The 13,770-nt window shown below is 72.5% G+C and carries 11 protein-coding genes; 7 read left to right on the forward strand and 4 right to left on the reverse strand.

From position 1 onward, the window contains the following. Positions 1–107: 107 nt before the first annotated feature. The 5 genes from O7595_RS25015 to O7595_RS25035 all read left to right on the forward strand — a co-directional run bounded on the left by O7595_RS25015 (position 108) and on the right by O7595_RS25035 (position 6,957). A complete protein-coding gene (locus tag O7595_RS25015) occupies positions 108–902 on the forward strand; it encodes a PspA/IM30 family protein (RefSeq protein ID WP_269730859.1) in 795 nt (264 codons plus the stop codon). A 12-nt stretch (positions 903–914) separates the two neighbouring features. After that, complete coding sequence (gene pspAA, locus O7595_RS25020) at positions 915–1,193, forward strand: PspA-associated protein PspAA (protein ID WP_138055773.1); 279 nt, start codon at positions 915–917, stop codon at positions 1,191–1,193. Between the two features lie 453 nt (positions 1,194–1,646). After that, positions 1,647–2,915, forward strand: coding sequence for a sensor histidine kinase (locus O7595_RS25025; protein ID WP_269730860.1), 1,269 nt, complete (start codon positions 1,647–1,649; stop codon positions 2,913–2,915). Then, positions 2,912–3,598 carry a response regulator gene (locus O7595_RS25030; RefSeq protein ID WP_269730861.1) on the forward strand — a complete coding sequence of 229 codons (687 nt, stop codon included), beginning with the start codon at positions 2,912–2,914 and terminating at the stop codon, positions 3,596–3,598. Before O7595_RS25025 ends, O7595_RS25030 begins: the two co-directional genes overlap by 4 nt. A 173-nt stretch (positions 3,599–3,771) precedes the next feature. After that, complete coding sequence (locus O7595_RS25035) at positions 3,772–6,957, forward strand: efflux RND transporter permease subunit (protein WP_269730862.1); 3,186 nt, start codon at positions 3,772–3,774, stop codon at positions 6,955–6,957. Positions 6,958–7,189: 232 nt separating this feature from the next. Here the strand turns inward: O7595_RS25035 and nadA are convergent, their stop codons facing one another. After that, positions 7,190–8,401, reverse strand: a complete 1,212-nt coding sequence (gene nadA, locus O7595_RS25040) for a quinolinate synthase NadA (RefSeq protein WP_269730863.1) — start codon at positions 8,399–8,401, stop codon at positions 7,190–7,192. Between the two features lie 314 nt (positions 8,402–8,715). On the opposite strand from nadA, the gene erpA reads away from it, so the two are divergent. Continuing rightward, complete coding sequence (erpA, locus tag O7595_RS25045) at positions 8,716–9,072, forward strand: iron-sulfur cluster insertion protein ErpA (protein WP_093660113.1); 357 nt, start codon at positions 8,716–8,718, stop codon at positions 9,070–9,072. Between the two features lie 85 nt (positions 9,073–9,157). Here erpA and O7595_RS25050 read toward each other — a convergent pair whose 3' ends face one another. Further along, complete coding sequence (locus O7595_RS25050; protein WP_269730864.1) at positions 9,158–10,642, reverse strand: hypothetical protein; 1,485 nt, start codon at positions 10,640–10,642, stop codon at positions 9,158–9,160. A 106-nt stretch (positions 10,643–10,748) separates the two neighbouring features. After that, a complete protein-coding gene (locus O7595_RS25055) occupies positions 10,749–10,979 on the reverse strand; it encodes a hypothetical protein (protein WP_269730865.1) in 231 nt (76 codons plus the stop codon). Positions 10,980–11,109: 130 nt separating this feature from the next. Between O7595_RS25055 and O7595_RS25060 the strand changes: the two genes are divergently transcribed. After that, positions 11,110–12,084 carry a carbohydrate kinase family protein gene (locus O7595_RS25060; RefSeq protein ID WP_269730866.1) on the forward strand — a complete coding sequence of 325 codons (975 nt, stop codon included), beginning with the start codon at positions 11,110–11,112 and terminating at the stop codon, positions 12,082–12,084. Positions 12,085–12,236: 152 nt separating this feature from the next. Here O7595_RS25060 and O7595_RS25065 read toward each other — a convergent pair whose 3' ends face one another. Continuing rightward, positions 12,237–13,604 carry a cysteine desulfurase/sulfurtransferase TusA family protein gene (locus O7595_RS25065; RefSeq protein WP_269730867.1) on the reverse strand — a complete coding sequence of 456 codons (1,368 nt, stop codon included), beginning with the start codon at positions 13,602–13,604 and terminating at the stop codon, positions 12,237–12,239. Positions 13,605–13,770: the final 166 nt, after the last annotated feature.

Genomic DNA, 13,770 nt, shown 5'->3' on the forward strand with positions numbered 1-13,770 from the left:
GGATGAGCGCATCGGCGCTCGAACAGTGCGGTAATGGATGCAGGGCCCGTACTGTGGGTTCTGGAGAAGCCGGAGCTGAGTCCGTCAGAAGGGGGCGCGCGAAGCCCATGAGCGGTGTCATGAAGCGTATGGGGATGATCTTCCGCGCGAAGGCCAACAAGGCCCTTGACCGGGCCGAGGATCCGCGCGAGACCCTCGATTACTCGTATCAGAAGCAGCTGGAGCTGCTGCAGAAGGTCCGCCGCGGCGTCGCCGACGTGGCGACCTCCCGCAAGCGCCTGGAGCTGCAGCTGAACCAGCTCCAGAGCCAGTCCTCCAAGCTGGAGGACCAGGGCCGCAAGGCGCTGGCACTCGGCCGCGAGGACCTTGCGCGCGAGGCGCTGTCCCGCCGTGCCGCGCTCCAGCAGCAGGTCACCGATCTGGAGACCCAGCACCAGACGCTGCAGGGCGAGGAGGAGAAGCTCACCCTCGCCGCCCAGCGGCTGCAGGCCAAGGTCGACGCCTTCCGCACGAAGAAGGAGACCATCAAGGCCACGTACACCGCCGCCCAGGCCCAGACCCGGATCGGCGAGGCGTTCTCCGGCATCTCCGAGGAGATGGGCGACGTCGGTCTCGCGATCCAGCGCGCCGAGGACAAGACCGCCCAGCTGCAGGCGCGGGCCGGTGCCATCGACGAGCTGCTCGCGTCCGGCGCGCTGGACGACCCGACCGGGATGGCGAAGGACGACATCGCGGCGGAGCTGGACCGCATCTCCGGAGGCACGGACGTCGAACTGGAGCTGCAGCGGATGAAGGCCGAGCTGGCCGGGGGCAGCACCCAGCAGCAGGCCATCGAGGGAGGCGAGGGCTCGGCGCAGGACCAGGCCCAGGGCCGTACCCAGCACAAGTTCGACAAACAGTAGGGACGGCGCGTCATGATCGTACGGATCATGGGGGAGGGCCAGTGGACCGTGGCGGACAGCCACTTCGCCGAGCTGAACAAGCTCGACGACGAGCTGTTGGCCGAGATGGAGACGGGTGACCGGGACGGCTTCCGCCGCACCCTCTGCGCGCTGCTCGACGAGGTGCGCCGCTGCGGGGCACCGCTCGCGGACGACGCACTGGAGCCCTCCGAGCTGATCCTGCCCTCCCCGGACGCGACGCTCGACGAGGTCCGCGCCATGCTCAGCGACAACGGCCTCATCCCGGGCTGATCCCGGCCCCGGCTCCCGCTTCGACCACGGCCCGCGGCCGGACACCCCCGTCCGGCCGCGGGCCCCGTCGTCGCCGACCTCGGTCCGGCCCGGGGCTGGCGCGTCGCCGGGCCTGAGCGCCTGTGCCCGGACCCGGGGGCCTCGCCTCCGTCCCGGGGACCCTCCGCTCCGGCCCCGTCTCCGCCCGGCTGCCGTCGTCCGTCTCCGCCGGTGCGTTCGGCTGCTTCCCTCCTCCTGGCTCGCGGTTCCTCCGTGTGTTCGCCGGGTCGTGCGTCACGGACCCCGGCTGCCGTCGTCCGTCTCCGCCGGTGCGTTCGGCTGCTTCCCTCCTCCTGGCTCGCGGTCCTTCCGCCGGTCCGCCCGGTTGCCCGCCACAGGCCCACGGCTCCAGCTCCGGCCGGCCTGCCCCGGGTCCCGCCCCCGCCCGGATCCGACCCCGTACCGTTGCCTGACGTGACCGCACCTCTGACCGGCCTCAGCCGGCTCGCGCCGACCCGCTCCTGGCTGCGTGCGCATCCGACGGCGTTCGACGCGGGCCTCGCGGCGGCGGTGCTCGTGTGCATGGTCGTCGCGTCGTTCGCCGACCCCCACGGGCCGCACGGACCGACGTTCGGCACCCGCACGCCCGAGCTCCGCAGCCTGCTGCTGATGACGGCGGCCGCCGGAGCCCTCGTGTTCCGGCGCGGCCGCCCCGTGACCGTGCTGGCGGTCACCGGTGCCGTGTCCGTCGCCGAGCTCGTCGCCGGCGACCCGCCCGCGCCCATCGCCATGTCCGCGGTGATCGCCCTCTACACGGTCGCCTCCCGCACCGACCGGCCGACGACCTGGCGGGTCGGCCTGCCGACCATGACCGTGCTGACCGGGTCGGCCATGCTGTTCGGCTCCGCGCCCTGGTACAGCCAGGAGAACCTCGGCATCTTCGCCTGGACCGGCATGGCGGCCGCCGCGGGCGACGCCGTACGGAGCCGCCGCGCCTTCGTCGACGCCATACGGGAGCGGGCCGAACGGGCCGAGCGCACCCGCGACGAGGAGGCCCGCCGCCGTGTCGCCGAGGAGCGCCTGCGGATCGCCCGCGACCTCCACGACGTCGTCGCCCACCACATCGCCCTGGTCAACGTTCAGGCCGGAGTGGCCGCGCACGTCATGGACAAGCGTCCGGACCAGGCCAAGGAGGCCCTGTCGCACGTGCGGGAGGCGAGCCGCTCGGCGCTGAACGAGCTGCGCGCCACCGTCGGTCTGCTCAGGCAGTCGGGGGACCCCGAGGCGCCCACCGAACCGGCCCCCGGACTCGCCGTCCTCGACCCGCTGCTGGACGGCTTCCGGCGGGCCGGGCTGCCCGTCGAGCTGGCCCGCACCGACCAGGACACCGCGCTGCCCGCCGCCGTCGACCTCGCCGCGTACCGGATCGTCCAGGAGGCACTCACCAATGTGCGCAAGCACGCCGGGGCGGCCGCCAAGGCGGAGGTGAGCGTCGTACGGGTGGGCCGGACCGTGGAGGTCACCGTCCTCGACGACGGCCGCCCCGCCGGCACGGTACGGGAGGGCGCCGACGGCGACCCGGCGGCCGGGGGCGGCAGCGGCGGGCACGGCCTGATCGGGATGCGTGAGCGCGTCACGGCCCTCGGTGGCACGCTGACCGCGGGCCCCCGCTACGGAGGTGGCTTCCGGGTGCAGGCGATACTGCCGGTCAAGGCCCGCGCGGAGGGGGACGAGGACGGATGACCATCAGGGTGCTGCTCGCCGACGACCAGGCTCTGCTGCGCAGCGCGTTCAAGGTGCTGGTGGACTCCGAACCCGACATGGAGGTCGTGGGCGAGGCCGCGGACGGCGCCGAGGCCGTGGATCTCGCCCGCTCGGCCCGCGCCGACGTCGTCCTCATGGACATCCGGATGCCCGGCACGGACGGCCTCGCAGCCACCCGCATGATCAGTGCCGACCCCGGACTCGCCGAGGTGCGGGTGGTGATGCTGACGACGTTCGAGGTGGACGAGTACGTCGTCCAGTCACTGCGGGCCGGCGCCTCGGGCTTCCTCGGCAAGGGCGCGGAACCCGATGAACTGCTGAACGCCATCCGGATCGCGGCCGCCGGCGACGCGCTGCTCTCGCCCGCGGCCACCAAGGGGCTCATCGCCAAGTTCCTGGCGCAGGGCGGGAGTTCGGAGGGCGGACAGGGCTCCGGGGCGTACTCGGAGCGGCTGGCCGCGCTGACGGGCCGCGAGCGCGAGGTCCTCGTCCTCGTCGCCGGCGGCCACTCCAACGACGGGATCGCGGACCGGCTGGAGGTCAGCCCGCTCACCGTCAAGACGCATGTGAACCGGGCGATGGCGAAGCTCGGCGCCCGCGACCGGGCGCAATTGGTGGTCATCGCGTACGAATCGGGCCTGGTACGCCCACGGGTGGACTGAGTCTCCACCCGGCAGTACTCCATGCGGAGTACGCAGCGGACCAGGATCTGGACCTGGGGCCGACGGATCCGCCCGCACGGATGCCGGATCGTATGGATGGGCACCTGCCCCCGCTCCGGTCCCGGGTCAGCGAAACCATTGCCGCCGGCCACACGTCACAGAAGAGAGACCCCATGTCCTGGCTGTCCAGACTCAGCCTCGCGCAACGGGCCCTGACAGGGCTGATGTCGGTCGTGGCGATCGTCTTCGGAGCGATCGCCATTCCCCAGCTCAAGCAGCAGCTGCTGCCCTCCATCGAACTGCCGATGGTGTCCGTGCTGGCCCCCTACCAGGGCGCGTCGCCCGATGTGGTCGAGAAGCAGGTCGTCGAGCCGCTCGAGAGCACCATCAAGGCGGTCGACGGCATCAAGGGCGTCACCTCGACGGCGAGTGAGGGCAACGCCGTCATCATGGCCTCGTTCGACTACGGGGACGAGGGCACCAAGCAGCTCGTCGCCGACGTCCAGCAGGCCGTGAACCGCGCCCGCGTCCAGCTGCCCGACGACGTCGACCCGCAGGTCGTCGCCGGCTCCACCGACGACATACCGACCGTCGTCCTCGCCGCCGGCTCCGGCCCGGACCAGCGCGGGGGCGCCCCCGGGCCGGAGGCTCTGGGGGACCTCGCCGACCGGCTGGAGCGGACCGTCGTCCCCGCGCTCGAGGACATCGAGGGCGTCGGCCAGGTCAGCGTCGACGGCGTCCAGGACCTCCAGGTCTCCGTCACGCCCGACGACCGGAAGCTGGCCGCTGCCGGGCTGGACACCATGGCCCTGGCGGAGGCGCTCAGGGCGGGCGGAGCCACGATCCCCGCGGGTTCCTTCTCCGAGGCGGGTAGCAGCCGCACCGTCCAGGTCGGCGGCGGCTTCACCTCGCTGAAGCAGATCGAGGACCTGCGGATCGCCCCGCAGGCCGCTCCGGGCGCGGAGCCGCGCAAGCCGGCCGAGCCGGTCCGGCTCGGCGACATCGCCACGGTGAACCAGGAGGAGTCGCAGCGCGTCTCCATCACCCGCACCAACGGCCGACCGAGCCTCGCCGTGATGGCCACGATGGGCAAGGACGGCAGTGCCGTCGCCATCTCCGACGCGGTCAGGGAGAAGCTTCCCGAGCTCCGCAAGGACCTGGGGGCGGGAGCCGAGCTGTCCGTCGTCTCCGACCAGGGCCCGGCGGTCTCGAAGTCGATCTCCGGTCTGACGACGGAGGGAGCGCTCGGTCTGCTGTTCGCCGTGGTCGTCATCCTGGTCTTCCTGGCCTCGATCCGCTCGACCCTCGTCACCGCGGTCTCCATCCCGCTGTCCGTCGTCCTCGCGCTGATCGTGCTGTGGACCCGCGACCTGTCGCTCAACATGCTCACCCTCGGCGCGCTGACCATCGCGATCGGCCGCGTCGTGGACGACTCGATCGTGGTCCTCGAGAACATCAAGCGACACCTCGGCTACGGCGAGGAGCGGCAGTCCGCGATCCTCACCGCCGTCCGCGAGGTCGCGGGCGCCGTCACCTCGTCGACGCTCACCACGGTCGCCGTCTTCCTGCCGATCGGCCTGGTCGGCGGCATGGTCGGGGAGTTGTTCGGATCGTTCAGCCTGACGGTCACCGCCGCGCTCCTGGCGTCCCTGCTGGTCTCGCTCACCGTGGTGCCGGTGCTCTCGTACTGGTTCCTCCGCGCGCCTAAGGACGTCCGGGGCGTCGATCCGGACGAGGCGCGCCGCAAGGCCGAGGAGAAGGAGGCCCGCAGCCCGCTCCAGCGGATGTACGTGGCGGTGCTGCGGTTCGCCACCCGGCGCCGTCTCACCAGCGTGGCCATCGCGCTCGTGGTGCTCGTCGGCACCTTCGGCATGGCGCCGCTCCTGAAGACCAACTTCTTCGACCAGGGCGAGCAGGAGGTCATGTCGATCAAGCAGGAGCTGAGGCCGGGCACCAGCCTGGAGGCGGCCGACGCGTCGGCGAGGAAGATCGAGAAGGTCCTCGACGGGATCGACGGGATCGAGGACTACCAGGTCACCGTCGGATCCTCCGGCTTCATGGCGGCCTTCGGCGGCGGTACGGGCGCCAACCAGGCCTCGTACCAGCTCACCCTGGAGGACGCGGCCTCCTACGAGCGGACCCGCGACCGCATCGACGAGGAGCTCGGCAAGCTCGACGGCATCGGCGACACGACCATCGCGGCGGGCGACGGCTTCGGCAACCAGGACCTCAGCGTCGTGGTGAAGGCCGCCGACCCGGAGACCCTGCGCACCGCCTCCGAGCAGGTACGGGGCGAGGTCGCGAAGCTCGACGACGTCACCGACGTCCAGAGCGACCTGGCCCAGTCCGTGCCGAGGATCTCCGTCAAGGCCAACGCGAAGGCCGCCCGGGCGGGCTTCAGCGACGCCGCGCTGGGCGGCGCGGTGGCCCAGGCCGTCCGCGGCACTCCGGCGGCCAAGGCGATCCTGGACGACACCGAGCGGGACGTCGTCATCACCTCCGCCAAGCCGGCGACGACGATGGCCGAGCTGAAGGAGCTCCCCCTGGGGCCGGTGAAGCTCGGGGACATCGCCGAGGTGAAGCTCGTGCCCGGCCCGGTCTCCATGACCCGCATCGACGGCGCCCGCGCCGCCACGATCACGGCGAAGCCGACCGGCGACAACACGGGTGCGGTGAGCGCCGCGCTCCAGTCGAGGATCGACGCGCTGGACCTGCCGGAGGGCGCGACCGCGTCGATCGGCGGTGTCTCCGAGGACCAGGACGAGGCCTTCGCCTCGCTGGCCCTGGCGATGCTGGCGGCGATCGCGATCGTGTTCATGCTGCTGGTCGCCACGTTCAAGTCGCTGGTCCAGCCGCTGATCCTGCTGGTGTCCATCCCGTTCGCCGCGACGGGCGCGCTCGGTCTGCTGATCGCCACCGGCACCCCGATGGGCGTTCCGGCCCTGATCGGCATGCTGATGCTGATCGGCATCGTGGTCACCAACGCGATCGTGCTCATCGACCTCATCAACCAGTACCGGGCGCAGGGCCTGGGCGTGGTCGAGGCGGTCGTCGAGGGCGGCCGCCACCGGCTCCGCCCGATCCTGATGACGGCCCTGGCGACGATCTTCGCCCTGGTGCCGATGGCGCTGGGCGTCACGGGCGAGGGCGGCTTCATCGCCCAGCCGCTGGCCGTGGTCGTCATCGGCGGCCTGGTGACCTCCACGCTGCTGACGCTGCTGCTGGTGCCGACGCTCTACACGATGGTGGAACTCGGCAAGGAGCGCCGCCGTGCGCGGCGCGAGGCGAAGCGGGCGCGGAAATCCGGCGATGTGCCGCCGCGGCGGGCGGAGGAGGCCCCGGAGCCGGCAAACGCGTAGCCGTACGCGCGGGCACGGGCCGTCCACGCACTGCAGCCGTCCCTGGTGGCGCGGGCCCGTCGTCCGGGCGCCGGGGGCGGCGGCCGGACGCGCCCCGCGCGGGCGCTCCCGGGCCCGTGAGGTGGGGCACCCGGCCCCGCCTCACGGGGAAACGCCGTCGCCCCGGCACACGGACGGGTCGTGTGCCGGGGCGACGCGGGGTCTGCGGACGCGGCGGCTGCGCCCGTCACCGTCAGGGCAGCGCCAGCATGCGCTCCAGGGCGAGCTTGGCGAAACTCTCGGTCTCGCTGTCGACCTGGATCCGGTTGACCGGGTTCCCCTCCGCCAGGGACTCCAGCGCCCACACCAGGTGCGGCAGGTCGATCCGGTTCATCGTCGAGCAGAAGCAGACCGTCTTGTCGAGGAAGACGATCTCCTTGCCCTCGGGGGCGAAACGGTTCGCCAGGCGCCGTACCAGGTTCAGCTCCGTGCCGATCGCCCACTTGGAGCCCGCCGGCGCGGCCTCCAGCGCCTTGATGATGTACTCCGTGGAGCCGACGTGGTCCGCCGCGGCGACGACCTCGTGCTTGCACTCGGGGTGGACCAGGACGTTCACGCCCGGGATGCGCTCGCGGACGTCGTTCACGGAGTCCAGCGAGAAGCGGCCGTGCACGGAGCAGTGGCCGCGCCAGAGGATCATCCTCGCGTCGCGCAGCTGCTCGGCGGTGAGCCCGCCGTTCGGCCGGTGCGGGTTGTAGACGACGCAGTCGTCCAGGGACATCCCCATGTCACGGACGGCGGTGTTCCGGCCGAGGTGCTGGTCGGGCAGGAAGAGGACCTTCTCGCCCTGCTCGAAGGCCCAGTCCAGCGCGCGCTTCGCGTTCGAGGACGTACAGATGGTGCCGCCGTGCTTGCCGGTGAACGCCTTGATGTCCGCGGAGGAGTTCATGTACGAGACGGGAACGGTGCGTTCCGCCACGCCGGCCTCGGTGAGGACGTCCCAGCACTCGGCGACCTGCTCGGCCGTGGCCATGTCGGCCATGGAGCAGCCGGCGGCGAGGTCGGGGAGGACGACCTTCTGGTCGTCACCGGTCAGGATGTCCGCCGACTCGGCCATGAAGTGCACACCGCAGAAGACGATGTACTCGGCCTCCGGCCGGGCCGCCGCGTCCTTGGCGAGCTTGAAGGAGTCGCCGGTGACGTCTGCGAACTGGATGACCTCGTCGCGCTGGTAGTGGTGACCGAGCACGAACACCTTGTCGCCGAGCTTCTCCTTCGCCGCGCGGGCGCGCTCCACCAGGTCCGGGTCGGACGGGGAGGGAAGGTCGCCGGGGCACTCGACGCCCCGCTCGCTCCTGGGGTCGGCTTCGCGTCCGAGCAGCAGCAGGGCGAGCGGCGTCGGCTGGACATCCTGGGAGCCCCCTGCCGCGCCGGGCGCGGTGAGGGAGGGCTGGGCGGTGGTCACGTCACGCACCCTTTCTACTCTTCGGTCGGGGCGACGGAGCCGCCGCCGGTGGGCCCCCGGGGTGCACCGGAGGAGCCTTTTCGTCTATTTGACACTATCTATCATAACCGCTTCACGTCACTTTGACGATGTCCATAGCGTCGATGTGACGCAATTCCTGGTTCCCGGGCCGAGCCGTCCACAGGTCGATGACCCGGGGGGAGGGCATGTGCGAGCATGAAAGGGAAAGACCAGGGCCGGTCCGGAATGAATCCGGAGCCCCGCCGGTTGCCAACGTCGGCAAGCAGTCTCCGTACAACCCGGGAGAGAAGCAGATGTCCGTATCGGACGAGACCACCACCGTGAGCGACGGCATCCTCCTGTCGGACGCCGCCGCGGCCAAGGTGAAGTCCCTGCTGGAGCAGGAGGGCCGGGACGACCTGGCGCTGCGCGTCGCGGTTCAGCCCGGCGGCTGCTCCGGCCTGCGTTACCAGCTCTTCTTCGACGAGCGTTCGCTCGACGGCGACGTCGTCAAGGAGTTCGACGGGGTCAGGGTCGTGACCGACCGTATGAGCGCGCCGTACCTCGGCGGCGCCTCCATCGACTTCGTCGACACGATCGAGAAGCAGGGCTTCACGATCGACAACCCGAACGCGACGGGCTCCTGCGCCTGCGGCGACTCCTTCAGCTGAGCCGCCCGGACGCCGGAGGGCGGTGACCCTGTTCCGGGTCACCGCCCTCCGGCGTCCGGCGCCCGCTCCACTGCGGGACGCCCGCTCACTTGCGGGGCACGGCGTCGCCGCTCTCCACGTCGACGACCGTGCGGTCACCGAGCGGCGCGTCCAGCGTGACCTTCTCCGTCAGCTCCTTGGCGATCAGGATGCAGACCCGCCCCGGATCCGGCCGGGACTCGATGATCCTCACCCTGACCTCGGTGGCGGTCTCCTGCGCCTCGGCCGAGTAGTGGCTGCACACCCCGCCCCAGAAGCGCAGCGTCAGGGTGCGCCCGTCCTTCGCCACGGCGTACGACTCCACGCCCCGGACCGTCGTCTCCGGCAGCTTCGAGGCGTCGGGCGGCGACGGCACCGCGGTGCCCGACGGCACGGGCGCCTGCCGGGCCGGCTTCAGGTACTCCGGCGCCACGGCGGGCTGGATGATCGTGGACTCCTTCGAGCCGGTCTTCGGCCCTGTCGTGAACAGCCACGAGGGCACCAGCGCGGGCCGCCCCTCCACCGAGTGCACGGCCAGCCCGAACTCGGCCCGTGTGATCGTCACCACCTCGGCCGGGGCCGGCGTGCCGCTCTCCGGCTCGCAGGGAGCGGCCGGCTCCTTCCCCGCCAGCGGCCCCGGCGTCGCGCAACCCCCGATGCCGACCCGGCCACCGCCCCCGCGCTCCGCGTTCAGCCGCTCCAGTGCCTCCTCGGCGCCGACGACCGGGTACTCGGGGCCCTCGGCCGGCTTCACCAGTTGCCCGCTGCCGTTCCCCACCGTGCCGTCGGCGCCCACGTGCACGCTGGTGGACCAGCCGTACGTGGGCAGACCGCCGACCGGCGGATCCGCGCGCACGACCCGGTACGCGCCCAGGACCTGCTTCGCGTCCAGCCGCGCGTCGCCCAGGCCCAGTGCGGCCAGCACGGGAGCGGCGGCCTTCTTCGCCGCCTCCTCGCCCACCGTCTTGACGTCCGGCAGCCGGTGCGCGTCGGGGACGGTCCCGCTGGGCCTGCAGACGTTCTTGTCCTTCACGCAGTCGTCGCCCTTGGGCAGACCGAAGGAGCTGAACGTCCATGTGCCCGGGGCCTGCCGGTTGACCTGGAGCAGGGGGCCGCCGCCGTCGCCGTCCGTGCCGGACTTCCACACCCCGCCCTCCAGCCGCGGCGCGCCCGGTACGCCGAGTGCCTCGGCCAGCGCCTCGACCTGCGCCCTGCCGACCGTCCCGTTCGCCTCGTACACACGGGCGGAGCCGGGGCCGTCCGGCAGCTCGCCCCGGGCCCGGTACTCCACCCCGCCGGGGCCGGGCTCGCCGACCGCGACGCCCGTGCCGCCGTCCAGCGCCAGCGGCGGGGGCTCGGGGCCGGAACCCGGTGCGCCGCCCCCGCCGTCGCCGGCGGTCGTGGCGAACCATGCGCCGCCACCGCCCGCGACCAGGACCGCGGCGGCCACGGACGCGATGGCCAGCGGAGACCTCCGAGGACGCCGGACCGCGGTGCCCTCGGGACCACCGGCGTCGTCGGCGCTGTTCTGGGGGCGCTCTGTGCTGCTCACCGCATCGCTCCTTCGGGACCCTTTCCGGGGGACACCCATGGGACGGAGGGGAGGAGCGCGCGGTTCCCGGAATGCGCCGTGTGCCTGCCGGAGCGCTGGGGGCGCGTCAGTCGCCGTACACGGGCATCGAGTCGACCAGCCGTGCGGAGGCGGGGGAGACGACCACCCCGTGGATCAGCGACGGGGACACCGGGGCGGCCGCGGCCATCGGCGGCACCGCCCAGTGCGGCGCCATCCGCGCGCTGTCGCCGCGCAGCTCCGCCAGGCTGATCTCGATCTGCCCGGGCTCGACCGACCGGCGCTCCCGGAAGGCGACGTACGACGTGGGGTTCGGCATACGGGAACCGTACGCAGGGTTACGCTGAGGCAAAAGACCTACTATCGGGTAGTTTCCGTACTACAGAGGGGCCCGTGTTAACCGGTAGCGTTAACCGTCAACTCCGCCTCCCCTCCAGGAGCACTCAGCCGTGCGAATCGCAGTCACCGGCTCCATCGCCACCGACCATCTGATGACCTTTCCCGGCCGCTTCGCCGACCAACTGGTCGCGGACCAGCTCCACACGGTCTCCCTCTCCTTCCTCGTCGACAACCTCGACGTGCGCAGAGGAGGGGTCGGCGCCAACATCTGCTTCGGGATGGGCCAGCTCGGCACCAACCCGGTCCTGGTCGGAGCGGCGGGCTCCGACTTCGACGAGTACCGCGCCTGGCTCGACCGGCACGGCGTCGACACCGCGTCCGTACGGATCTCCGAAGTGCTGCACACCGCGCGCTTCGTCTGCACGACCGACGCCGACCACAACCAGATCGGCTCCTTCTACACGGGCGCGATGAGCGAGGCGCGCCAGATCGAGCTGAAGTCGGTCGCGGACCGCGTCGGCGGACTGGACCTGGTGCTGATCGGCGCCGACGACCCCGAGGCGATGCTGCGCCACACGGAGGAGTGCCGCTCCCGCGGCATCCCGTTCGCCGCGGACTTCTCGCAGCAGATCGCGCGGATGAACGGCGACGAGATCCGGATACTGCTGGACGGGGCGACCTACCTCTTCTCCAACGAGTACGAGAAGGGGCTCATCGAGTCGAAGACGGGCTGGACGGACGAGGAGATCCTGGACCGCGTCGGCCACCGCGTCACCACGCTCGGCTCGCGCGGTGTGCGCATCGAGGGCAAGGGCGAGCCGGCGATCGAGGTCGGCTGCCCCGAGGAGGACGCCAAGGTCGACCCGACGGGCGTCGGCGACGCGTTCCGCGCGGGCTTCCTGTCGGCGCTGTCGTGGGACGTCGGCCTGGAGCGCGCCGCGCAGGTCGGCTGCATGCTCGCGACGCTGGTCATCGAGACACTGGGCACCCAGGAGTACACGCTCCGCCGCGCCCACTTCATGGATCGCTTCACCAAGGCCTACGGCCACGACGCGGCGTCGGACGTCCGGGCGCACCTTTCCTGATCCCGGGCCCGCCGCCCCGAACGCCGCGCCCGCAGAGCCCCGTGTTCTGCGGGCGCGGCGTTCCGCGCAACGGCTCGTCGGCGGGCCCGGTGCCCCGGCGCCGCTGCCCGCGAGCGGACGCGCCCCGCCCCGCCCGTACCGCGGGCGCGGTGTCAGCCGCGGCGGCGCACGACGTAGGCCGTTCCTCCCGGCGCCGGGGACTCGCCCACGTACTCCTGGTCGCGCATCTCGCACCAGGCCGGGATGTCGAGCCGGGCCGCCTCGTCGTCGGCGAGGACCGTGACCGTGCCGCCGACCGGCACGTCCCCGATGACCTTGGCGAGTTCGATGACGGGGAGGGGACAGCGCTTGCCGAGGGCGTCCACCACGAGCGACCCGGACGCGGCGGACGAGGGAGCCCCGGCCGCCGGTGCTCCCAGCCCGCCGCGGACCCCGGCGACGACCCCGGGCAGGACCTCCAGGAACCGGTCGACGTCCTCCTCCGCCGTGCCCGACGGCAGGGACACCCGTACGTTGCCCTCGCTCAGCACGCCCATCGCCCGCAGTACATGGCTCGGAGTGAGCGTCGAGCTCGTGCACGACGAGCCCGAGGACACGGAGAAGCCCGCGCGGTCCAGCTCGTGCAGCACCGTCTCCCCGTCGACGTAGAGACAGGAGAAGGTGACGAGATGGGGGAGCCGGCGCACCGGGTCGCCGACCACCTCCACGTCCGGCACCAGCTCCGGGACCCGGGTGCGGATCCGGTCCACCAGCTCCCGCAGCCGCCGGGCCTCCGACGCGGCGGAGTCCCGCACGGCCCGCAGCGACGCCGCGGCCGCCACGATCGCCGGGATGTTCTCGAAGCCGGGGGCGCGCCCCGACTCCCGTTCGTCCGCCGGGTCCTGGGAGGCGAAGCGGACGCCCTTGCGGACCGCGAGGAGCCCCACACCGGCCGGACCGCCCCATTTGTGCGCGCTCGCGGTGAGCAGCGACCAGTCCGCGTCGACCGGGCCCCAGCCGAGGGTCTGCGCGGCGTCGACGAGCAGCGGCACCCCCGCCGTCCGGCAGAGGCCGGCCACCTCGGCGACCGGCTGCTCGGTGCCGACCTCGTGGTTCGCCGACTGCAGGCACGCCAGCGCGGTGTCCTCGCGCAGTGCCTCCGCGAACACTCCCGGTGACACCGCGCCCCAGCGGTCCACGGGCACCTCGGTGACGGGCCGGCCCTCCGCCGCGTGCAGCACGGCCGAGTGCTCGACCGCGGACACCACCAGGTGGCTCCCGACGCGACGGCGGCCCGCGAGCGCGCCCGAGATGCCCGTATGGAGGGCTCGTGTCCCCGAAGAGGTGAAAACGAGCTCGTCCGGGCGGCAGCCCACGGCGTCCGCCGCCGCCTCCCGTGCCGCGTCCAGCAGCAGCCGCGCGCGCCGGCCCTCGCGGTACAGCCGGGCGGGGTCCGCCCATCCCTCGTCCAGGGCCGCCTGGAGCGCCTGCCGGGCGACGGGGTGCAGGGGAGCGGAGGAAGCGGCGTCGAAGTAGGGCACGGGCCCACGCTAACGCGCGGGTCGTAAGAAGGCGTCAGAAGGCGGCCGCGGGGGCTCAGTCGGGGGCCCGTGGCCAGGCGCGACACGGCCCCCGGAACCTCGCAGTCCACCCCTTCGGGTCGTCGGACGGCGCGTTGGGCACCCTCCATGCGCGACCCCAAATAGC

The organism is Streptomyces sp. WMMC940 (assembly GCF_027460265.1).
Taxonomy (GTDB): domain Bacteria; phylum Actinomycetota; class Actinomycetes; order Streptomycetales; family Streptomycetaceae; genus Streptomyces.